The 21,896-nt window shown below is 60.9% G+C and carries 16 protein-coding genes; 11 read left to right on the forward strand and 5 right to left on the reverse strand.

Annotated features, from left to right (window positions below):
• Position 1: 1 nt before the first annotated feature.
• The gene (locus tag EXY20_RS14910; protein WP_135552388.1) at positions 2–622 is read right to left on the reverse strand and encodes a DUF47 domain-containing protein; all 621 of its coding nucleotides are present in this window, start codon (positions 620–622) and stop codon (positions 2–4) included.
• A 261-nt stretch (positions 623–883) separates the two neighbouring features.
• The gene (locus EXY20_RS14915; protein ID WP_135552390.1) at positions 884–2,179 is read right to left on the reverse strand and encodes a glycosyltransferase; all 1,296 of its coding nucleotides are present in this window, start codon (positions 2,177–2,179) and stop codon (positions 884–886) included.
• Positions 2,180–2,349: 170 nt separating this feature from the next.
• On the opposite strand from EXY20_RS14915, the gene EXY20_RS14920 reads away from it, so the two are divergent.
• Positions 2,350–4,353, forward strand: a complete 2,004-nt coding sequence (locus tag EXY20_RS14920; RefSeq protein WP_135552392.1) for a hypothetical protein — start codon at positions 2,350–2,352, stop codon at positions 4,351–4,353.
• A 321-nt stretch (positions 4,354–4,674) separates the two neighbouring features.
• Positions 4,675–7,191, forward strand: coding sequence for a DUF3656 domain-containing U32 family peptidase (locus tag EXY20_RS14925; protein ID WP_135552394.1), 2,517 nt, complete (start codon positions 4,675–4,677; stop codon positions 7,189–7,191).
• Positions 7,192–7,254: 63 nt separating this feature from the next.
• On the opposite strand, the gene EXY20_RS14930 is transcribed toward EXY20_RS14925, so the two are convergent.
• The gene (locus EXY20_RS14930) at positions 7,255–8,070 is read right to left on the reverse strand and encodes an IclR family transcriptional regulator (RefSeq protein ID WP_135552397.1); all 816 of its coding nucleotides are present in this window, start codon (positions 8,068–8,070) and stop codon (positions 7,255–7,257) included.
• 76 nt (positions 8,071–8,146) lie between these two features.
• Positions 8,147–9,112 carry a hypothetical protein gene (locus EXY20_RS14935; protein ID WP_135552399.1) on the reverse strand — a complete coding sequence of 322 codons (966 nt, stop codon included), beginning with the start codon at positions 9,110–9,112 and terminating at the stop codon, positions 8,147–8,149.
• Between the two features lie 143 nt (positions 9,113–9,255).
• On the opposite strand from EXY20_RS14935, the gene EXY20_RS14940 reads away from it, so the two are divergent.
• The 6 genes from EXY20_RS14940 (at position 9,256) to EXY20_RS14965 (ending at position 15,939) form a co-directional block, all read left to right on the forward strand.
• The gene (locus tag EXY20_RS14940) at positions 9,256–10,176 is read left to right on the forward strand and encodes a dihydrodipicolinate synthase family protein (protein ID WP_135552401.1); all 921 of its coding nucleotides are present in this window, start codon (positions 9,256–9,258) and stop codon (positions 10,174–10,176) included.
• 40 nt (positions 10,177–10,216) lie between these two features.
• Positions 10,217–11,290 carry a sialidase family protein gene (locus EXY20_RS14945; RefSeq protein ID WP_135552403.1) on the forward strand — a complete coding sequence of 358 codons (1,074 nt, stop codon included), beginning with the start codon at positions 10,217–10,219 and terminating at the stop codon, positions 11,288–11,290.
• A 39-nt stretch (positions 11,291–11,329) separates the two neighbouring features.
• Positions 11,330–12,235, forward strand: coding sequence for an ABC transporter permease (locus EXY20_RS14950; protein ID WP_135552470.1), 906 nt, complete (start codon positions 11,330–11,332; stop codon positions 12,233–12,235).
• 16 nt (positions 12,236–12,251) lie between these two features.
• Entirely contained in the window at positions 12,252–13,124 is an 873-nt protein-coding gene (locus EXY20_RS14955) for a carbohydrate ABC transporter permease (protein ID WP_135552405.1), read from the forward strand.
• A 90-nt stretch (positions 13,125–13,214) separates the two neighbouring features.
• Positions 13,215–14,816, forward strand: a complete 1,602-nt coding sequence (locus EXY20_RS14960; RefSeq protein ID WP_135552407.1) for an extracellular solute-binding protein — start codon at positions 13,215–13,217, stop codon at positions 14,814–14,816.
• Between the two features lie 91 nt (positions 14,817–14,907).
• Positions 14,908–15,939: an Ldh family oxidoreductase gene (locus tag EXY20_RS14965; RefSeq protein ID WP_235885920.1), complete on the forward strand. Its 1,032-nt coding sequence runs from the start codon at positions 14,908–14,910 to the stop codon at positions 15,937–15,939.
• A 75-nt stretch (positions 15,940–16,014) separates the two neighbouring features.
• Here the strand turns inward: EXY20_RS14965 and EXY20_RS14970 are convergent, their stop codons facing one another.
• Positions 16,015–17,037: a D-2-hydroxyacid dehydrogenase gene (locus EXY20_RS14970; protein ID WP_135552411.1), complete on the reverse strand. Its 1,023-nt coding sequence runs from the start codon at positions 17,035–17,037 to the stop codon at positions 16,015–16,017.
• A 261-nt stretch (positions 17,038–17,298) separates the two neighbouring features.
• Here EXY20_RS14970 and EXY20_RS14975 point away from each other — a divergent pair, with 261 nt between their 5' ends.
• The 3 genes from EXY20_RS14975 to EXY20_RS38930 all read left to right on the forward strand — a co-directional run bounded on the left by EXY20_RS14975 (position 17,299) and on the right by EXY20_RS38930 (position 21,646).
• On the forward strand, positions 17,299–19,071 hold the full coding sequence (locus EXY20_RS14975) for an ABC transporter ATP-binding protein (protein WP_135552472.1): 1,773 nt from the start codon (positions 17,299–17,301) through the stop codon (positions 19,069–19,071).
• A gap of 305 nt (positions 19,072–19,376) precedes the next feature.
• Positions 19,377–21,425 (forward strand): ABC transporter ATP-binding protein, encoded by a 2,049-nt coding sequence (locus EXY20_RS14980; RefSeq protein ID WP_135552474.1) that lies wholly within the window; start codon positions 19,377–19,379, stop codon positions 21,423–21,425.
• 62 nt (positions 21,426–21,487) lie between these two features.
• Entirely contained in the window at positions 21,488–21,646 is a 159-nt protein-coding gene (locus EXY20_RS38930) for a hypothetical protein (protein ID WP_167859239.1), read from the forward strand.
• Positions 21,647–21,896: the final 250 nt, after the last annotated feature.

Raw genomic sequence — 21,896 nt, forward strand, 5'->3', positions numbered from 1 at the left:
GTTACGAGTAGCGCAGCAGCACGCTCTCGAGAATGTTGGCGACGTCTTCGCAGCGGTCGGTCGTTTCTTCGAGACGTTCGTACAGCTCTTTCAACTTGAAATCCTCGTAGGGATCTTTGGGATGGGTGAAAATGTTGCGGATGCTCTCGCGCATAAGCGTGTCGGCTTCGTTCTCCAGCTTGTTGAGCGCAATCGTGTGCTCGCGGATCGGCAGGAACTTCTTGGCCTCGAGCAGCTTGAAGGCGGACAGGATATGGTTGCACGACGATACGATGATGGCGGAGAAATTTTTCATATAATCGTCGGTGTAGGAGATATTCAAATAATCGAATCGGGCGATGCACGCCTCGATGCCGTCGATGACGTCGTCGAGCTTGAGGGCCAGCTCCATAATGTCTTCGCGGTCGAGCGGAGTCATGAATACCTGGTTCAGCCCTTTGATAATATCGTGGGTGAATTGGTCGCCTTTATGCTCCATCTCTTTGAGCGCCGCGTAGTAGGACGCCGGGGGCTTGTCTCCCATCATCGCGCTGCGGAACATTTGTGCGGCTTGCAGCGTGTTGTCTGCGGCCTGGATCAGCAGCAGCAGAAAATTGACTTCGTTTTTTTTGCGGAACACCATGCGAGTTGAACCCCCATCGATTACGGATCGCCGTTATATGTCGGATCATGTCGATCTTATTTATTGTAAAGGTTTCGTAAATGCTTTGTAAATACGAGGGAAGGCGTTATTTTGCCGCATGCGTCAAAGTTTGAAGGTTCGGTGACAAAGGGCGGCTTCTATAGCTTGCAAAATGCGGCTGGAAAATATGCGGCGAGGGCGGGATAGACAAAAAAGCCGAGCGTTAATCCGCTCAGCCGTACACGCTAATTTGGTTCGCATTCAGTTTCGATAAACGGGGGCAGATTCCATGCAGCGGTTCAAAAATTGCAGCGCCGACTCCAGACCGTTCTCTGCCTTCATCCGTTTGGCGATTGGAGCGATTTTGGCGCCGACAGCCGGGTTTTGCAGCTCGCGGATGGCTTGCAGCAGCTTTTCCTTGGCCAGCTTCGGGAACGGGATGTGCCGGCCAATGCCAAGCGTAGCCAATCGTTCCCCCCAGAACGGCTGATCGGCATAGGTGGAGCATACGATGGAGGGGGTGCCGCTTTCCGTTGCCGTATGCGTCGTGCCGGCTCCCCCGTGGTGAACGATGACGCTGCATCGCGGAAACAGCCGTTCATGATTGGCCGACTTTATCATGCGCACCGTATCGGGAAGAGTGCCTTCCACGCCGTCCATAACGGTCCAACCGGAAGCGATAATCGCCCGCGTTTGCAGCGTGCGTGCAAGCTCGATCGCCATGTCGATCATCTTGCGCGGCTCCAATACCGGCAAACTGCCGAATCCGAAATAAATCGGCGCAGGGCCCTCTTGCAGCCAGCCGTCCAGATCCGCATCCAGCGGCGCCTTCTCATGTTCCGGTACGTAGCGGTTCGGTATTTTCCATGGACCGGTCACCTCGACGAGATCGCCCCAATCGGCGGGCTTCGGCACAAGCTCGCGGCTGAACGCTTGCATGACCGGAATGCGCTGCTTTTCGATCTTGTTGAACAGGCTTCCCCGGGGACGGGTCAGTCCAAGCTGCGCTCTCCATTCGATCATGTCGGGGCGCTGCCCTTTTTCATAGGCGCTGGCAACCAGGCGATAGGAAGCTTTGTTGAGAAAGGCGAGAGGCAACCCCTTCGCGGTCGCAAGGAAATGCGGGAACGCCCGGGTCGCAGGCGCAACCGGGAACGGGTTGGCGACAATAATCGGGATGTTCATCTTCTCCGACAGGCAGCAGCCAAAATACAGCTGGAGCGGGTGGGCGATGATCAGCTCGGCATCCGCGCAAGCGGCGGCGGCATCTTTCTGCATGGCAAACCGATTCTGGTGATTGATCAGATTCAATTGTTTCAAAAATTGTTTGACGTCGCCCGACGCCATCCATTTGCGGCCCTCTTCGGATTCCAACACTTGCTGGGAATCGATGCCGATCGGATGGTAGGGTCTGCGGTAGGAATGGACGACGTAATCGTGAAAATTTTCCGGCCCGGCCAAAGTAACGCGATGCCCCTGCTCCTCCAGCCCGTAGGCCAGGGCGAGAAAGGGCCGTATATCTCCGAAAGTGCCCATCGCCAGCAGCGTAATTTTCATGGTATCAAGCTCCCGGACCCAAATTAAAAGATTGACTTCTCCCAGTATAACAAGGATTGGCCGCCGTGGTGTCTCAATTTCGTCTCATTCATATGGCGCATGCTGGAGGAAAATGTCCCGTATTGCCGAATTGGAATGTAAATGGATTTGAACGCTAGGGTGATGAACGCGTGGGAAGGTTGGGAGAAACGCTTGCCATCGAACGAGGCCGGCTGTTCGTTGGACGGAATGCGGAATTTGCCGCGATCCGCGCTTGGATTCATGACCGTATGGCGCCAACCGGCGTGTTGTTCGTTTCGGGCATCGGCGGAGTAGGCAAAACTTCGTTCCTGTTGAAAACGCTCGACTTGGCTGCGCAAGCCGGTCTGGGGACGATATGGATCGACGGCCGGACTTGCCGGGAATCGCCGGCGGGGTTTATCGAGGCGGTGTCTGCCGATCAAACGTCTTTTCGCGCCATGTTCAGGACCAAGTCCATCCTTTGCGTCGACAACTACGACACGATTCATATGATAGACAGCTGGCTTCGGGAAGCGTTTCTCCCGCAAATGCCCGATGTCGGTCTGCTGGTTCTCTTGGTCTCCAGGCAAAACTTGACGGAATCGTGGCTGACCGATCTGGCTTGGCGAAGCCGGGTCAGGCATATGACGCTGCAGCCATTTTCCAGGCAGGAAGCGAGCGAATACTGGACGCGCAATAGCGCTGTGGCGCCTTGCGATATCGAACGGCTGATGGCGGAGACGCAAGGTTTGCCGCTGGCTTTGGCCGTTACAGCGGAAAAGCGGCGTCTTTCCGGTACGGAGACGTGGCCGCTTGCGCTGCGGATCAGCGCCGATCTCCTGCGCGAGGTGACGTCGCCCGATCTGCGCGAAACGCTGGATTTGTTATGCATTCTGCCGCAAGCTGCTCCGGAATGGTTCGCCCGTTGGCTTCGCGTTCCTTTGGGAGCCGACCGTTTGTTGCAGCTAAGCCGCCTTTCCTTCGTTCGTCCTACCGAGGAAGGTTTGGCTTTGCACGACGTTGCGCGATATTACTTGAAGGAAGACTTCATGCGCCGGGAACCGGACCGGATGAGCAGATTGCGCGCGCAGATCGCGAGAGATTTGGTTGGAGACATTAAGGCCGCAACGGATTCGTATGGGCGCAGCAAACTGGTCGCCGTTCTGTTGTCCGTCACCAGGGACGCGTTCCGGATCGGGGCAATCTCTGTCCTTCCGCAGCACGCGGACCAACAGCAGATGGAGACGTTCCGGCAAAACGATTTGCCGTATTTGCAACGCATCCTGCAGGAACAAAGCGAGCTGGCCGTCTCGATTGAGCGCGATTTGGCCGTGTTGCGGGCGCTTGCAGAGCAATTCCCGGCGTGCATTCGCGTTTTCCGTTCCAGGGAAGGGGTGCCGCTTGCGTTTTGCGCCGGATTTTATTTAGATCGGGACACGACCCGGTTTCATGAAACGTTTTTCCCGGGCGTGTTGGAGCGGGCTTATCCCGACGAAATCGAAGCCATGCGCCGCCGGACTGCGGAACAGGCGGATACGTTTTACCAATTGTTGGCCGGTACGGCAGTGCACAATCCCGACTATTCTTTTCTGGAACTGATCGGCATTGTTATATCGTACTGGTTGATTGTCCACTCGGCCGGGATGCGGGCGGTGATGATTAATACGTTTGACGGGCTAAATGAAGTGTTGCTGCAATTGGGTTACCGGATGAGACCGCTGTCCGGGCTCCCGGAAGACCATCCGTTCAGCCGTGCGACAGTCCGCGAGTTGGATTGGCGCACCGTGGATATCGGCGACGTGATCCTTGGCATGCCGGGTATGGACGCGACTGCCCCGTCTACCGTGGATGCCCCTGCGATTCCCGATAAAATGATTCGATCCGCTTTGCCGTTCGCCTTGGATCCGGATCGTCTCGAACGTACCGAGCTCGCCCGTTTGCTGGGCATTGGCGGCGGCGAGTTGCACGAGAAGCTGCAGAAGTTGCTGGAGGGCGCGCCGGTTTATCCGCTCGACGATCGCATGCAGCAGATGCTGCGCCAAATGTGCGAGCAGGCCAGCTTGTCGGCGGAACAAGCTGCCGAGCGTTTGCATGTGAGCCGGGCGACGTATTTTCGGATGCGGGGCGAGGTGATCCGGGTTGTGGGAAATTGGCTGAAACCGGAGGGGCCTTGACCCCGATGGTTTCGAGCCGGACGCTCTTCTGCGCCATGTACATATATGCATGACGCTCAGAAAGCGGCGCCAGGGCCGGGCCGCTTGCTTTTCTGCGCCATCTGCATATATGCATGATGCTCAGAAATGGGGCGCTGGGGCCGGGCGCTTGCTTTTCTGCGCCATCTGCATATATGCATGACGTGCAGAAAATGGGCGCACCCGAACGGGAGCCCGCTCCGCCCCTCTCGCCCCATCTGGGATGGCAGTCGGCTCCATTGGCGAAAGAAACGGCATTTCTGGTACACTAGGAGGATGACAAGCGAAGCGCGGGGGATGGCAATGACAACGAAAACAAGGGAAGACGTCGAGCTGCTGGCGCCGGCCGGCGATTGGGACTGCATGCGGGCTGCCGTGGCGAACGGGGCGGATGCGGTCTATTTTGGCGTGGAGAAGTTTAATGCACGGGCAAGGGCGCACAATTTTCATACGGACGAGCTGCCGGACATCATGTCCTTTCTTCATCTATATGGCGTCAAGGGCTTCCTTACGTTCAACATCCTCGTATTCGAGGACGAACTGGAGGACGCGAAGCGGCTGATCGAAGCATGCATCGCCGCCGGCGTCGACGCGGTCATCGTCCAGGATCTGGGGCTGGTCAAAATGATTCGCGACATTTCGCCGGATTTTCCGATTCACGGCTCCACGCAGATGACGATTACATCGCCGGAGGCGGTGGAGTTCACGAAGCCGTTCGATCTGGAACTGGTCGTGCTCGGCCGCGAAAACAGCCTGAAGCACATCCGCGCCATCGGCGAACAAGCCAAGCTGCCGATGGAGGTGTTCGTGCACGGCGCGTTGTGCGTATCGTATTCGGGGCAGTGCCTGACCAGCGAAATGTGGGGCGGCCGTTCGGCCAACCGCGGCGAATGCGCGCAGGCGTGCCGGCTGCCGTACGACCTGATGGTCGACGGCGCGCAGAAGCCGATGGGAGACGTGGCGTATTTGCTGTCGCCGAAAGATCTTGCGGCGATCGACATCATGCCCGAGCTGATCGAGGCGGGCGTGCACTCGTTCAAGATCGAAGGGCGGCTGAAAAGCCCGGAGTATGTCGCCAATGTGGTGAGCAAGTATCGCGCGGCCATCGATCGTTATTTCGCCGGCAAGGACGCCGCGCCGTCGAAGGAAGAGGTCCGCGAGCTGGAGCAAAGCTTCTCGCGCGGGTTTACGCACGGCTTCTTCGAAGGCACGAACAACAAGAAGCTCGTCGAAGGCACGTATCCGAAAAGCCGCGGCGTGTTTCTCGGCCGGGTGAAGCGGCTGCTCCGGGACGGCGTCGAGTGCGAGCTCGAAGCGCCGCTGAAGCGCGGCGACGGCATCGTGTTTGACGCCGGCGACCCGACGAAGAAGGAAGAGGGCGGACGCGTATACGACATCCGCCGCCGCGGCGTCAAGCTGGAGGGAGAAGCGCCCGGCGGCCTGATCGAAATCGTCTGCGGCCGAAACGATGTCGAGCTGTCGCGGCTGCACGTCGGCGACCGCATCTGGAAAACGAACGACCCGCATCTCGACAAGCGGCTGCGCCAAACGTTCGAAACCGACAAGCCGTACCGCACGTTCCCGGTGACGGTGCATGTTGAAGGCCGCGCAGGCGAGCCGCTGCGCAGCCGGTGGACCGACGTCGCCGCCGGGAATACGGTCGAGGTGGCGTCGGAGCTGCCGCTGGCCGAGGCCGAGAAACGGCCGATGGACGAGGCTTTGCTCGCCGAGCAGTTCGGGCGGCTCGGCGGCACGGTGTTTGCGCTCGCGGGGCTGGAAGCGGCGCTCGAAGGCGCCGTCATCGTGCCGATGAGCGAGCTGAACCGGATGCGCCGCCGCGCGGCGGAGCTGCTCGAGGCGGCCCGGCGCAAGCCGCGCGCGTATACGCGGCGCGAGGTCGACGCTTACGCCGACGCTGCGCAACCGGCGTCGGCGGCCGGCTGGAGCGCCGGCGCGAGCGAGCCGCGGCTGACCGTGCTGTGCCGCAGCTTGCCGCAGGTGCATGCGGCGCTGGAAGCGGGAGTCGGCATGATCTACGCCGACTTCGAGTTCATCAAGCAGTTTCCGGCTGCGGTGGAAGCGGTGCGGGCCGCGGGCGCGAAGATTGCGCTGGCGACGCCGCGCATCCACATGCCCGGCGAAACCGGCTACTTCCGCAATATCGCCAACTTGCAGCCGGATGCGGTGCTCGTGCGCAATACCGGCGCGCTTTACTACTACATGAAAGAACGCGCCGAGCATCCGGATCGGCGCCATCCCGAGCTGATCGGCGACTTCTCGCTGAATGTCGCCAACCACAAGACGGCGGCGCTGTTCGTCGATGCCGGCTGCAGTGTCGTGACGCCGTCCTACGACCTCAACATCCAGCAGATGGTCGACATGCTGCGGCAGGCCGACACGTCCAAGCTCGAGATCGTGCTGCACCAGCATATGCCGATGTTCCATACGGAGCATTGCGTCTATTGCACGTTCCTGAGCAAAGGCACGGACTACACGAACTGCGGCCGGCCGTGCGAGGAGCATCGCGCCTCGCTGCAGGACCGCATCGGCATGTCGCATCCGGTGCGCGTCGACGAAGGCTGCCGCAATACGGTCTATAACGCCATTGAACAATCGGGGGCGGAATATTTGACGACGTTTATGGAACTCGGCGTCGCCTCGTACCGGATCGAATTTCTCGAAGAAACGCCGGAGAAGGTAGCCGAGGTGCTGCGGCTGTACAGCCAGGCGCTGCGCGGCCGCATCGGCGGCAGCGACGTCTGGCGCAAGCTGAAGGCGACGAACCAGCTCGGCGTCACGCGCGGCCAGTTGGTGAAGTAAACGAAGAAAGGCGATGCGGGAACGAACCCTGCATCGCCTTTTTCGCGTTAGTAGCCGTCACCATCAGCCGGAATAAGTGGCCGAAATGCGGCCCATCTTCATCGACACCCGGTCGGTCATTTCGATCAAATAGCCGGCCAACTCTTCTTCGCGTTCTTTCAGGTTGATTTTGGACAAAGAGCTGGATATGCTCATCCCCGCCACTACTTTGCCGGTCCGGCCGAAGATGGGGGCGGCCATGCAGGCGCGGCCGAGCGCCAGTTCCTCGATTTCGGTTTCGTAGCCGCGCCTGCGGATCAGCTCGAAACGCTCCGTCAAGGCGGCCATATCGACGATCGTCCGGTCGGTGTACGCCTTCAGCGGCTCCCCGGCCAGCAGCTCGGACGCTTCCTCCGGCTCCATATGGGCCAGCAGCACTTTGCCGATCGCCGTGGCGTGCAGCGGGTTGCGCCGGCCGATAAACGTATACATCCGCGGCGAACCGTAACTGTCGACATGAGCCAGGTAGAACAGCGTCTTCCGGTCCACAATCGCGAGGTTCGTATCGAAGCCGAGCTTCTTCTCCGTCTCGTACAGCTCGGGCAGCGCCTGTTTGCGGATTTCGTAATGGTTGAGCGCAATGCCGCCGAGCGTAATGATTTCGTTGCCGAGCCGGTAATAGCCGGTCATGTCGTCTTTGATCACATAGCCCAGCGACACCATGGTCGAGAGCAGACGGGACACGTTGCTTTGGGTCAAATTCAGCATCTTGGCAAAATCGATGACGCGCAGCTCCGGGTATTCGTTGGAGAAACAGGAGAGAATGCCGAGCGCGCGCGTGACGCTTTGCGTAAGCATGGCGCCGGACTGGTCGGCCTTGTCGGTTTTGTCGGGTTTCAACAGCGATCTTCCTTCCGTAAAATCAAATTTCCCTATTTACATGTCCATTCTACTATAAAAAACTGACTGTATCCATTCATCGATTCCTTTCACACCAGGCGACGAACCGCTCCGGCATAAAATGCCGCCAATCGCCATGCAAACAAACCTCCCCGTCGCCATCGATCCGGATGTCGCAGGCGTCGACGCCGTCCGCCCGCAGCCGCGCGGCCAGCCGGACCGCATGCTCGCCCATCGGCAGAACCTGATCCGTCGCCGACCAGACGAGCAGCGTCGGCGGATACTGCGGCGCCGGGGCGGTTGCGCTGCCGCTCCCGTTGCGGTCGCCGCACGGGTCGAACGCCCCCGCCTTGGCCGCAAATTCGCCGGGATCGTCCGATGAGATGCCGAAGGCGCGCTTCACTCCGTCGCGATGCGTATGCTCGCAGGCGTGGCGCAGGTTGCACAGCGGGTAAAGGCCGATCAGCGCCGACACCGCGCCGGCGCCGCCGAGCTCGGCCGCGGCCCCGAGCGAGGTGAGGAACCCGTTCGAAACGCCCAGCATCGCGCAGCGCTCCTCCACGCGGTACGTCCGTTTCATATGGCGGACGAATGCCGCGCATGCCAGACGGCAAGCCCGGTTGCCGTACAGCAGGTCGCCGCCGTTCTGAGCGCCGCAGACGATATAGCCTGCCGCGAGGAGCGCTTCGATCGTCGGATTGGAATACAGCCGGAAGCGCCCTCCATCCAGATCCGGGCGCAAATACGCGCCGTCCCGCTGCGGGTCGACGCCGTATTGCGTTTTCCCCGAGAAGTTCGCGTATCGCTCCGAGCCGTCCATCCGCCAGCCGTTTCCATGGTTGCAAACGATCCAGGGGCAAGGCGGGCCGTCCGCGGCATAACGCTGCGGCAGGCGGACGAAGCACCAGTCGCCGGCCTCGCTTCCGATTTCGCCCTCGCTCCCGGTTTCGTCGCCGCCTTCGCCCGTTCCTTCCATTCGTTCGTAACGGTAGATCCGGACACTCCCCGGGGCCATCTGTCGTGGCGGTTCGTTCGTTTGCATGGCGCGCCTCCATTTTCGATTTTGAGAATTATAATCTCATAATATAAAATTGTATTGCAATATACAATATCGTGTACTACAATTACTCACGTAGTTCCCGATTTGAAGACGGCATTTTATTTTTGGCTGGGGGCGATTCGGCAATGGGGAAGGAAGCAAACAAATTTTCCGGGATTCATGTCGCGATGAATTCGTGTTACGGCCCGGATGGCAAAGTAAGCCCGGAAGCGGCCCGCAAGCTGACCCGTTTTCTCATCGACAAGGGGGTGCAGGGGCTGTACGTGGGCGGCAGCACAGGCGAAGGGCCGCTGCAGACGGCTGAGGAACGGATGGAGGTGCTCGAGGCGGTGGCGGCGGAGAGCAAGGGCGAAGTCACCGTGATCGCCCATATCGGCGCGATCACGACCGAAGACAGCGTCAAGCTGGCCCGGCACGCCGAGAAGGTCGGCATTGACGGCATATCGTCGATTGCGCCGTTTTACTTCTCCTATACGGAGGCGGCGGTGAAGCAATACTGGCTGTCGATGATGGACAGCACGTCGCTGCCGTTCTTCATCTACTACATTCCGGCGGCGACGGGCTTCCAGATGTCGTCCGGCCTGCTCAAGGAGCTGACGTCGCACGAGCGGCTCGCCGGCATCAAGATCACCACGTTCAGCACGTACGAGCTGCAGCAGTTCAAAGCGATCGGCGGCGATCGTTTCGTCGTTTTCAACGGCCCCGACCAGCAGTATCTGGCCGGGCGCGCCATGGGGGCAAGCGGCGGCATCGGCGGCACGTACGGGGTGATGCCGGAATTGTTTCTCAAGATCGAACATTATTTCAGCAAGGGCGACATGCAGCGGGCGCAATATTGGCAGTTCGTCGTCAACGACATCATCACGGACATTCGCAGCATCGGCTTGTTCGCCGCCGTGAAAGAGATCATCAAGCTGCGGGGCGTCGACTGCGGCAGTCCGCGGCTGCCGCTTCCGCCGGCGACGGCGGACAACTATCCGGCCATCCGGCGCGTGCACGACAAAATCATGCGCTACGTCGCGGAAGCCGCAGTTGTGACGGCGTGACCGCCAACCATTTTGCAGCAAAAAGGAGCGGGACGCAGCGATGCAAACAAACGCGAGCCTTTATGAAACCAAACGGACGATAAGCGATGCCGGCGCTTCCGGCGGACGGCGCCGGTACTACGCGTTTCCGTCGCTGCTCGCCAGCGGCGAAGCGGAGGTGCTTGTCGCGTTCAAGGACGGCGAAGCCCACATGGCCGACGCAAGCGCGCCGCTGGAGCTGCTGTCCATCGACCCGGCAACCGGGCAAGTCCGGTCGCGGCGCACGGTTGACCGCACGCCGGGGCGCAACAACCAGAACCCGGAACTGATGCGGATGCCGGACGGGACGATCATGCTGTACGTCGATATTCAGCGCAGCGGGCGCAAGGAACGGACCGGGTTGTGGACGTACGCTTCGAGCGACGGCGGCGCAACGTTTCGCGACCGCGGGCCGTTCCCGCAAGCCGGCGGCTACGAGTACGGCTACTCGTTCGACGACGCGACGGACGACGAAGGCCGCGTGACGATGCTCGTCATGTCGTTCGCCGAGCTTGCGGGCGGCGTTCGCGCCGTCCATGCGCTTCGCACCGCCGACAACGGCGCCACCTGGACGCATGTTCGCAACCTGAACGACGAATTCGGCTTCGACTTTAATGAAAGCACGCTGCTGCCTTATGCCGACGGCTACCTGCTGGTCGCGCGCGGGTACGACCGCAGTACGCGGGCGTACCGCACCGACCGCGAGTTCCGCGTGCAAGCGGCCAGCAACTGGTCGGAGCGTTGCGAGGCGATCGACTACGTCGGCCGGCCGAAGCTGTTTGAACGGGACGGCCGTTACTACGTGCTGTGCCGCAATATCGCCGCCGGCAACAACCATGGCGACTTGCAGCTGTACGAGATCGACCCGGAGCGGCTGCTGCCGGTCGCAAACGCGCTGCTCGACACGAACGACGGCGCCCCCGGCGAGTCGTATTACGCCGAAGGGTATTTTTGCGCAGCGGACGACGGACGCACCAGGTGGGCGGTTGTCACCTATGCGCCGCCGGTCGCCGGCGAAACGCCGGATATTGTATGGCTGGCGTTCGACTGGGAGAAGCTGTTGCGCCGGTTGCAGGAGAACCGGTACCGGTACTGAGGCCGGCGCCGCAGCCGGAAAGGAGGAGTTTGCTTGGGGATGGCAAGAAGCGCTGCGGCAATCTGGAAGAGGCATCGCATGATGTACGCGCTGCTGTTGCCCGGCATCCTGTATTTTACGTTGTTCAAATACGTGCCGATGGGCGGCATCGCGATCGCGTTCAAGCAGTACCGGCTGGCGGACGGGATCTGGGGCAGCCCCTGGGTCGGCATGGCCAACTTTCAGCGGTTTTTCGACGGCGTGTATTTCTGGCAAATTTTACGGAACACCGTGCTTATTTCCGTTTACGAGCTCGCCTTCGGCTTCCCGGCGCCGATCGTACTGGCGCTGATGCTGAACGAAGTGCGGGTCGCCTGGTTCAAGCGGCTGGTCCAGTCGGTGTCGTACATTCCGCATTTCCTGTCCTGGGTCATTATCTACGGGCTGCTGATCGCTTTTCTTTCCCCCGGCGAAGGGCTGTTCAACCTGATCCTGGCCCGGTTCGAGGTGCCGGCGATTTCGTTCCTGACCGAACCGGAATGGATTCGCGCCATTATTGTCGGCTCCGACGTCTGGCACGAGATCGGCTGGGGCGCAATCATCTATATGGCCGCTTTGACCGGGATCGATCCTTCGCTGTATGAAGCTTCCCGCGTGGACGGCGCCACGCGCTGGTCGCAGCTGTGGCACATCACGCTGCCCGGCATCCGCAACGTGATCGTGCTGATGCTCATTTTGCGGCTCGGCAAGGTGCTCGACGTCGGCTTCGACCAAGTGTTCATGATGCTCAACAATTTTAACCGCGAGAAGGCGGATATCATCGAAACCTGGGTATACCGCGCCGGCTTGCAGGAGATGCAGCTCGGCTTGGCTACCGCCGTGGGGCTGTTCAAATCGGTCATCGGCTTCGCGCTGATCGTCGGCGCCAACCGCATCGCCAAAAAATACGACGGCCAGATCTGGTAATCGCGAGGTGAGGCCCATGCTTACAAGAACGCTCGGCGACAAAGCCGGGCAATGGTTGATCGTCGCGCTGCTTGCGCTGCTCGGCGCCAGCTGCGTGTTCCCGTTCCTGTACGCCGTCGGCGTTTCGCTGACGACGCTGGAGGAAGCCGCCCGCCGGGGCATCGTGCTCATCCCGCACCGGGCGACGGCGGCGGCTTACCGGGAAATTTTCGCCAATGACATGCTCCTGCAGTCGTTCCGCATCACGCTGTTCGTGACTATCGTCGGCACGGCGCTCAACGTGCTGGTGACGACCGTCACCGCCTACCCGCTGGCGCGCAAGCAGCTGCCCGGCCGCAATGCGGCGCTGCTGTACATCGTGTTTACGATGCTGTTCAGCGGCGGGCTCATTCCCCAGTACATCCTGGTCAAGCAGCTCGGGCTGCTGAACAGCGTCTGGTCGTTGGTCGTGCCCGGGCTGGTCAGCGCGTTTTACCTGATGATCGTCAAGACGTTCTTCGAGCAGCTGCCCGAAGCGCTCGACGACGCGGCCCGCATCGACGGGGCGGGGGAGCTTCGCATCCTGCTCGCCGTCATCGTGCCGCTGTCGCTGCCGATTATGGCGACCGTCAGTCTTTTCTACGCCGTCGACCATTGGAACAGCTATTTCAGCGCCGTGCTGTACATCAACGATGCGACGCGGTTTCCGATGCAGATCGTGCTGCGCAACATTTTGCTCGGGGCGACCGACGTTTCGGCGGAATATACGCCGCTGCCGGAAGACGCCGTCAATCCGATCGCCATTCAGATGGCGGCGGTCGTCACGACGACGGTGCCGATTCTGCTCGTGTATCCGTTTATCCAGAAATATTTTACGAAAGGCGTTCTGCTCGGTTCGGTGAAAGGCTGATCGGGCCCGGCGGGCTCCGTTCGATGCAAGGCGGTATTAAGAGCCATAGGGCCACCTTACTATAATCGAAACCAAGGGGAGACAAAAACGATGGAGATCAAACGAACGCAGATGCGTTTGCTCGGTTTGACGCTGGGCGCCGCCGTTGTGCTCGGCGGCTGTTCGGGCGGCGGAGGCGGAGGGGGGACGGCGGCAGGGACGGGCAGCCCGGCTCCCGCCACGCCGGCGGGATCGGCCAAGCCGACCGCCGCAGCCGTCGATACGAAGTCGTATGCGATCAAGGTGTACAACGCCGGCTTCGCGCTGGACCGGCCGCACATTCCGCGCGAACAGGACCCGATCCGGCAAATGATCGAAAAGAAGCTGAACATCGATTTCGATCTGACGATCGTGGCGCAGGACGCCTTCAACAAGCTGAACGTCATGATCGCCGGCGGCAGCACGCCCGACCTGATCTGGTCGAACCGGGCGGAAGCGGTCAAGCTGTACCAGCAAGGCGTCGTGGCGACGCTCGACGAGGCGCTGAACCAGACGCCGAAGCTGAAAGCGCTTTACGACGACAAGTGGTGGCAAGGCATGAAGTTCGAAGGCAAAACGATCGGCATCCCTTCCTATGACGACATCTCCGGCATCAACGGCTGGTGGATCCGCAACGATTGGCTGAAGAAGCTGAACCTCAAGGTGCCGACGACGCCCGACGAGCTGCTGCAGGTGCTGCGTGCGTTTACGAACGACGACCCGGACGGCAACGGGAAAAAGGATACGTACGGCATTCTCGTCGGCGCCAACCGCGGCATGGACCAGCTCAGCCTGATGTTCGGCGTCAACCCGTCCTTCCATGACGTCAACCCTCCTTACGTCAGCCTGGACAACGGCAAACTCGTCTACGACAATGCCGATCCGCGGATGAAGGACGCGCTTGGCTATCTGAACACGATAGTCAAGGAAAACCTGATCGACCCCGACTGGGTTACGCTGGTTGACGACGCCAAGTTCAAGGAGCGTATTTTCAAAGGCAAGGTCGGCTTTACGCTGAACGACTGGCGGCTGATGGAGCCGAACTATACGAAGCAGATGCAGGACATCGGCGGCTCGGTGCCCGAGTGGGTCGTCATTCCGTCGATGAAAGGCCCGCGCGGCGATCAGGCGCTGGAAGTGCAGAAGTTTCAGAAAAACATGTGGGTCATTTCCAAGGAAGCGGCCAAAGACCCGGGCAAGCTGAAGCGGATCATGGAGATGCTCGAATATTTCTATACCGACAAGGAGATTTATCCGTATTTGGCCTACGGCGTCAAGGACGTGCACTGGAAAGAAGAAGGCGGCAAAATCGCCACGACCGACGCTTTCCTCGACCCGAACAATTTCTGGATCCGTCATTACGCCTTCGTCCGCAAGGGAGACGATCCGCTGTACTTCAACATCCGCAACCCGAAAACGAATGACTACCAGGCGATCAACCGCAAGTATATCAAGGAAAATCCGGTGTTCCCGTACTTGTCGCAGGACCCCGCGGATACGCTGTACACCGATCGGATCAAATATGTGCAGGAGATGAACATCAAGTTCATTACCGGCAAGGAGCCGCTAAGCAAGTGGGACGACTACGTCAAGACGCTGGAGAGCAAGTTCAAGCTCGGCGATCTGATGGAAACGTATCGCAAGCAGTTGGTTCAGGCGGGCATTTTAAAATAAGCCGTCGTCGCTGTGCGGGGAAGGCGCCGTTCGCTGTGGCGGCGGCGTCTTTTTTGCGGCCGGGCGATGCGAGGAGGCGTCGAACTTGAAAGTGATAATGGCCGACGAGCTGCGCCGGCTGATCGCCGGCATTGTGCGTGCTTGCGGGGCGCCGCCGGAGGAAGCGGATATCGTGGCGGACGAACTGGTCGAGACAAACCTGATGGGGTTCGATTCGCATGGCGCGCTGCGCATCGTGCAGTACGTGGGCGAAGTGGCCAGCGGCAAAATCGTCCCCGGCGCACCGATCGCGATTGTGCAGGAAACGGCGGTTTCCGCAATTGTCGATTGCGGGCACAATTTCGGCGCGGTGAGCGCCGACCGGATGGCCCGGATTGCGCTGGAGAAAGCGGCGGGCTCGCATATGGCCTGTGTCACCGGCAGGCGGTCGCGGCATGTCGGGCGGCTCGGCGCCTGGGTGCAGCAAATCGCGGAGCAAGGCATGATCGGCCTGGCGTTCGCCGGCGGTTATAAAGGCGGGCACGTCGTTGCCCCCTGGGGCGGGCGCGAAGGCAGGCTGGCGACGAACCCGCTTGCGTATGCGGCGCCAACCGGCGGCGGGCAGCCGATCGTGTTCGATATGGCGACCTCGATGATCGCCGAAGGCAGCATCCGGCTGGCGCGCAACAAAGGCGAAACGGTGCCGCCGGGGTGTATGCTCGATGCGGAAGGGCGGCCGAGCGTCGCCCCGGACGACTTCTACGGGCCGCCCCGGGGCACGATTCTGCCGTTCGGCGGCGCACACGGATACAAGGGCTTCGGCCTCGGGCTGCTGGTCGATCTGCTCGGCAGCGTGCTGGCCGGGGTGTCCATTCCGGACGATACGGACTATACGAACGGCCTGTGTCTGATCGCGATCGATCCCGATGCGTTTGTCGGCCGGGAGCGTTTCGTCCGGCTTATGGACGAGTGGTGCGCGTATATCGTCTCGTGCCCGCCGGCTCCCGGCTTCGAAGCGGTGCAGCTGCCGGGCGCGCCGAACTTCCGCGTCAAGGAACGGCGGCTGCGCGATGGCATTCCGATCGACGATGCGACCTGGGCGGCGATCGCCGAAGCGGCGCGTTCGGTCGGCTGCGCGGTGTAATCGACGGCCACATGCAACAGCCGGCCCCAACGGCGGATCGCTCCGCCGGCGGGGCCGGCTGATTGCGCTGCTTCGTCAGCGTCCGAGCAGCTGCTCCGGGCTCAGCTCGTTCAACAGCGGCCGGCCTTCCGCGAAACGCTCCGCGTTGGCGATAATCATTTCCCACAGCCGCTCGCGGAAATGCGGCGTCAACGGCGAGCCGGCCACGTGCGGCGTCATGACGACGTTCGGCATCGTCCAGAGCGGGTGCTCCGGCGGCATCGGATAATAGTAGTGCGTATCGAGCGCAGCGCCGGCGATCCAGCCTTCGCGCAGCGCCCGCAGCAGCGCGTCTTCGGCGATCAGCGGCCCGCGCGCCGGGTTGAGCACGTACGCGTGAGGCGGCAGCGCGCGCAGCTCGCGTTCGCCGACGATGCCCCGCGTGCGTTCGGTGAGCGGCATCGTCAGAATGAGGTAATCGAGCCCGCGCAAAAATCGTTCTTCCTCTCCCGGCGAATAGAAGGCCTCCGGCAGTTCGGCGTCGGGATCGCCCGTGCCCGGTACCTCGTAAAGAAGCGGTCCGTCGTTTCGGGTGTAGAAGTGCCGGTCCAGGGCACGCACGCGCATGCCGAACGCGCGGGCAAGCCGGGCCGTCTCCCGCCCGATGCAGCCGTACCCCCAGATGCCGACGGCGAGCCCGCGGATTTCGCGGGAATACCGCTCTTCCTTCCGCCACAACCGCTGCGACTGGTTGCGCAGCATGCCCGGCACATCGCGGGCAAGGTTCAGCATCATCGCCAGGTTCCATTCGGCAATCGGCACGTCGACATTGCCCCGGCAGTTGGCCGCGCGTACGCCCCGTTCCGCCAGGCCAAGTCCGAACAGCTGCGAATATCCGGAGGAAGCGAGCTGGATCCATTCCAGCGAGGCCATGTCCGCGATGTTCAGCGGCGGATACATGCAGACCAGCGCGTGCTGCTGCGCCAGCAAGGCGCGGGGCAGCGTCCGTCGGCCGGTTTCGTCCGGCTCGATCGCTTCGACCCGAATGCCGGGTACGGCCTGCAGCCGCCGATACGCTTCCGGGGAGCCGTGCACGTCGACAAGAATGCTTTTGACCATGGGAGGGTGGGGCTCCTTTCTTGGGTTTTTATGAAATTATATATCAAATTATAAAATTAATATTCATAATATGCAATTAAGAACCGTAGAAATAGTGATGTTTCGGGTTTTATCAAACTCGTTTCGGCATACATCTGTTATAGCGGAACTTCCCATGGCGTTGATGCGTCAGAAACAGGTATGATAGGGGGAACGCATGAACGCATGCGGCTTTCGGAACGGGATCGCTGCGTGTTGTGGGAGAGAGGTGTGGGAAGCGGCATGTTTGCGGTGATGAGGAAATTGGGCTGGTTTTTCCGGCTGGAATGGGGAAGGTACGCGCTGGCCATTGCGCTGCTCATTCCGGCAGGAGCGATGGAAATTGTGCCGCCGATGCTGGTGGGGCGGGCGATCGATGCGATTCAGCTGGAGACGCTGACTTGGCAAACGATGACGACGACGCTGCTGCAGCTTGGCGGCATTACGATCGGCGTCTATATCATATCGTATTTCTGGGTGTATAAGCTGTTCGGCGGTTCGTTCGCCGTGGAGCGCATGCTGCGCTCGAAGCTGATGCGGCAGCTGCTGCGGATGACGCCGACGTTCTTCGCGCGCAACCGGACCGGGGATCTGATGGCGCGGGCGACGAACGACCTGAGCGCGGTGGCGCAGACGGCCGGCTTCGGCATCATGACGCTGATCGACTCGACGCTGTGGATGGCGACGCTGCTGCTCGTCATGTCGATCGGCCTGTCGTGGAAGCTGACGCTGGCGTGCCTGCTGCCGCTGCCGCTGATGGCGGGGCTGCTCAGCCTGTACGGCTCGCGCATTCATCGCCGGTTCATGGAGGCGCAGGACGCGTTCGGCGAAATGAACGACGGCGTGCTGGAGACGATCGGCGGCATCCGCGTCATTCGCGCGTACGTCAAGGAGCGCGAGGCGGAGCGGCAGTTTGCGGCAATTACGCAGAAGGTGCTCGGCAAAAACCTTGCCGTCGTCCGCATCGAAGCGCTGTTCGAACCGACGGTGAAGGTGCTGGTCGGGATCAGCTATTTGATCGGCCTTGGCTACGGCGCCTTGCTTGTGTACCGGGGCGAATTGACGGTCGGCGCGCTGGTGTCGTTCAACGTTTATTTGGGGATGCTCATCTGGCCGATGTTCGCCATCGGCGAACTGATCAATATTATGCAGCGCGGCAACGCTTCGCTCGACCGGGTGAACGAAACGCTCGGCTACAAGCCGGACGTACCGGAACCGGCTGACGATGCCGCTGCCGGGGCAGGCAATGCCGCAGCGGCGCAGCCGGGCGCGATCGTATTCCGCGGGGTGACGTTCCGTTACCCGTCGGCGATAGCCGACAATTTGGCCGACATTACGTTTACGCTGGAGCAGGGGCAGACGCTTGGCATCGTTGGCCGCACGGGCAGCGGCAAGTCGACGCTGATCAAACAGCTGCTGCGCGAATATCCGGTGCCGGATGCCGGGGAGATTGCGCTTGGCGATGTGCCGATCGACCGGATCGGGCTCGATCGGTTGAAATCGTGGTACGGGTATGTGCCGCAGGAGCAGTTTCTGTTCTCGCGCACGGTGCGCGAAAATATTCGCTTCGGCAAAGACGGCGCAAGCGACGGGGAGCTGGCGCACGCGGTGGCGATGTCGGCGTTCGCCAAGGACGCCGCCTTCCTGCCGCGGGGGCTGGAGACACTCGTCGGCGAAAAGGGAGCGCAGCTGTCCGGCGGGCAGAAGCAGCGGATTTCGATCGCGCGGGCGCTGATTGCCGATCCGCCGATTCTGCTGCTGGACGACGCGATGTCGGCGGTCGACGCGCGCACGGAGGCGGAGATCATCGCCAACATCCGCGAGCAGCGCGCGGGCAAAACGACGCTGATCGCCACGCACCGGCTGTCCGCCGTCGAACACGCGGACTGGATTCTCGTGCTCGACGAAGGGCGCATCGTCGAGCAAGGCACCCACGCCGAACTGTTGGCCGCAGGAGGCTGGTATCGCGAGCAATTCGAGCGCCAACAAGCGGAAGTTCAAAAAGTCGGCTTTTGATCACGAAGTATAATCGGGAAGCACAATCGGCATCGAATCTTGCGTTCACCCTTGAAGTGCGTTGCTCATTTCGTTAGCGGGGAGAGTTTAGCAAGCTAAACTCCCTATATTGGGTTTTGCCTAAACTCCGCTACTCCTTCTTCAGGTTCTCGCAACCTTCTCGGTGCTGAAAAGCCAACTTTTTGAACACGATTTTAATGCGGAATCGACACAAACGTAACGCGAACTTTACAAGCAAGCAGGTGATTTCATCCATGCATGAGGATAGGGAATACGACGAACTGTTGGCGGAGGAAGGCGGCGCCATGAACCGCGGGGCGGTGGCGAAGCGGCTGTTCCGCTACGCGCTGCGGTTCAAGAAGCCGCTGCTGGCGGCGCTGCTGCTGCTCACGCTGGCCGTGGCGACCGATCTGGCCGGCCCGCTCGTGGCGAAGCGGCTCATCGACGAGCATATCGCCGGCGTGGAGCGGCCGTGGTACGAAACGGCCGCCGACTCCGGCAGCGCGTATGCGGTCGCCTACGGCGGCGGCACCTACAAGCGCGGCGACCGTTTCACCGCCGGCGAGACGCGCGGCGCCGAGGCACGTGTGCTGCAGATCGGCAAGAGCTATTACTTCGTCGCCGGCGCGGTCGCTGCCGGCCAGCGCAGCGTCAGGGCCGACGGCCGCTTGGCCGTGACGTCGCCGGACGGCGCGGAGGCGGTGTACGACGCCCGCAAGCTGAGTACGGCGGAGCTGTACGCTTTCTACAAGCCGGAATTTGCCGGCGTGCTGCAATTGTGCGCGTTTTATCTGGGCCTGCTTGTGCTGTCGGCCGGGTTCTCCTATGGCCAGCGCTATTTGCTGCAGGCGTCGGCAAACCGCATCATCCGTCGCATGCGGCTCGACGTGCTTGGCCGCATCAACCAACTGGCGATCAGCTATTTCGACAGGCTCCCGGCCGGCAAAATCGTCTCGCGCATGACCAACGACACGGAAACGATCCGCGAGCTGTATGTGACGGTGTTGACGAACTTTTTTTCCGGCGGCGTTTATTTGGCGGGCATCTTCGTTGCGCTGTTCATCCTGAACGCGAAGCTGGCGACGATCTGCCTGTTCATCCTGCCGGTGCTGGCGGTGTGGATTTACGCTTACGGGCGCGTGGCCAAACGGTACAACCGCACCATTCGCTCCACGGTCAGCGAAATCAACGGCATGATCAACGAAGCGATTCAAGGCATGCCGGTGATCAAGGCGTTCCGCCGGGAGAAGACGACGGAGCGCGAATTTGAGACGCACAACACGCGGCTGTTCACGTTCCAGAACAAGCTGCTCAGCCTGAACGCGGTGACGGGCCACAACCTCGTCGGGTTCATTCGCAACGTCGCTTACGTGACGCTGATCTGGTATTTCGGCGGCGCTTCGCTGTCGGGCGGGGCCGGCATCGTGTCGGTCGGCGTGCTGTATGCGTTCGTCGACTACTTGAACCGGATGTTCAACCCGATCGTCAACATCGTCAATCAGCTGCCGAACCTGCAGACGGCGCTCGTTTCGGCGGAGCGGGTGTTCAAGCTGCTGGACGAAGACGGCGAAGCGGTATCCGACGCTACAGTGCCGCGCTTTAAAGGCGATGTTGCGTTCCGCGACGTCTGGTTCTCGTATATCGAAGGCGAGCCGGTGCTCAAAGGCATTTCGTTCGAAGCGAAGCAAGGGCAGACGGTGGCGCTGGTCGGCCATACCGGCTCGGGCAAAAGCTCGGTGTTGAACTTGCTGTTCCGCTTCTACGACCTGGACAGCGGCGCAATTACGATCGACGGCGTCGACATCGCCGGTTTGCCGCGGCAGGGGATGCGCCGGCATATGGGGATCGTGCTGCAGGACCCGTTCCTGTTCACCGGCACGATTGCGTCGAACGTGACGCTGGACGACCCGGCGATCGGCCGCGAGCAAGTGCGGCAGGCGCTGCTCGATGTCGGCGCGGAGCGGCTGCTGGAGCAGCTGCCGCAAGGCATCGACGAGCCGGTGATCGAGAAGGGCAGCACGCTGTCGGCCGGCCAGCGGCAGCTCGTGTCGTTCGCGCGGGCGCTCGCTTACGACCCGGCGATTCTGATCCTCGACGAGGCGACGTCGAACATCGACACGGAGACGGAAGCGGTCATCCAGAACGCACTGGAGGTCGTGAAGAAAGGGCGGACGACGTTCGTCATCGCCCACCGGCTGTCGACGATCAAGAGCGCCGACCTGATCCTCGTGCTCGACGAAGGCCGCATCGCCGAACGCGGCGACCACGAGTCGCTGCTCGCCCGCGGCGGCAAATATGCGCAGATGTACCGCATGCAGTTCGGCGACGCGGCGCCGGCGGCGGCGGGGGAATAGCTGCGATCCGCGATCGAAGCGGAGCGCCCCGAAGACGGGGCGGCGATTGAAGGAGCCGACTTGTGTCGGCTCTTTTTGTCGTCCATTTGCCCGAGTATTTTCAAATAAGCCATGATTTATTGCCTATTTCATTAAAAATGGTGGGTGGCAGCGAAATAGCCAGCGAAATCACTGGCTATTTGAATGAAATGTTCGATTTCGAGCTGGTTTGGTGGAAATAGCCAGTATTTTTGCTGGCTAATTGCCAACGGCGGAGGAAAAATGGGCAAATTGGCCATTTTTTATGGGCTATTTTGGCGGGAGGTGTGGTTCGGCGATGGGAATTGTCTTGTAAATATTCCTTACATGTCTGGATGAGTATGCTATAATCGTACCACAAACGACAAATTTCGTGCCTAAAAGCAGGAAAAAAGTCCCGGAAAATGTCGAAAGTTTTGGCGTTTCATGGTTGATTGTTACGGCATGTGGGTA

Source organism: Paenibacillus cymbidii, assembly GCF_004764705.1.
GTDB classification, from domain to species: domain Bacteria; phylum Bacillota; class Bacilli; order Paenibacillales; family NBRC-103111; genus Paenibacillus_AN; species Paenibacillus_AN cymbidii.

Excerpts from the sequence above, each read along its gene's own strand:
- EXY20_RS14910 (WP_135552388.1), bottom strand. The coding sequence starts at position 622 with ATGGTGTTCCGCAAAAAAAACGAAGTCAATTTTCTGCTGCTGCTGATC.
- EXY20_RS14915 (WP_135552390.1), bottom strand. The coding sequence starts at position 2,179 with ATGAAAATTACGCTGCTGGCGATGGGCACTTTCGGAGATATACGGCCC.
- EXY20_RS14925 (WP_135552394.1), top strand. The coding sequence starts at position 4,675 with ATGACAACGAAAACAAGGGAAGACGTCGAGCTGCTGGCGCCGGCCGGC.
- EXY20_RS14935 (WP_135552399.1), bottom strand. The coding sequence starts at position 9,112 with ATGCAAACGAACGAACCGCCACGACAGATGGCCCCGGGGAGTGTCCGG.
- EXY20_RS14940 (WP_135552401.1), top strand. The coding sequence starts at position 9,256 with ATGGGGAAGGAAGCAAACAAATTTTCCGGGATTCATGTCGCGATGAAT.
- EXY20_RS14945 (WP_135552403.1), top strand. The coding sequence starts at position 10,217 with ATGCAAACAAACGCGAGCCTTTATGAAACCAAACGGACGATAAGCGAT.
- EXY20_RS14950 (WP_135552470.1), top strand. The coding sequence starts at position 11,330 with ATGGCAAGAAGCGCTGCGGCAATCTGGAAGAGGCATCGCATGATGTAC.
- EXY20_RS14955 (WP_135552405.1), top strand. The coding sequence starts at position 12,252 with ATGCTTACAAGAACGCTCGGCGACAAAGCCGGGCAATGGTTGATCGTC.
- EXY20_RS14960 (WP_135552407.1), top strand. The coding sequence starts at position 13,215 with ATGGAGATCAAACGAACGCAGATGCGTTTGCTCGGTTTGACGCTGGGC.
- EXY20_RS14970 (WP_135552411.1), bottom strand. The coding sequence starts at position 17,037 with ATGGTCAAAAGCATTCTTGTCGACGTGCACGGCTCCCCGGAAGCGTAT.
- EXY20_RS14975 (WP_135552472.1), top strand. The coding sequence starts at position 17,299 with ATGTTTGCGGTGATGAGGAAATTGGGCTGGTTTTTCCGGCTGGAATGG.
- EXY20_RS14980 (WP_135552474.1), top strand. The coding sequence starts at position 19,377 with ATGAACCGCGGGGCGGTGGCGAAGCGGCTGTTCCGCTACGCGCTGCGG.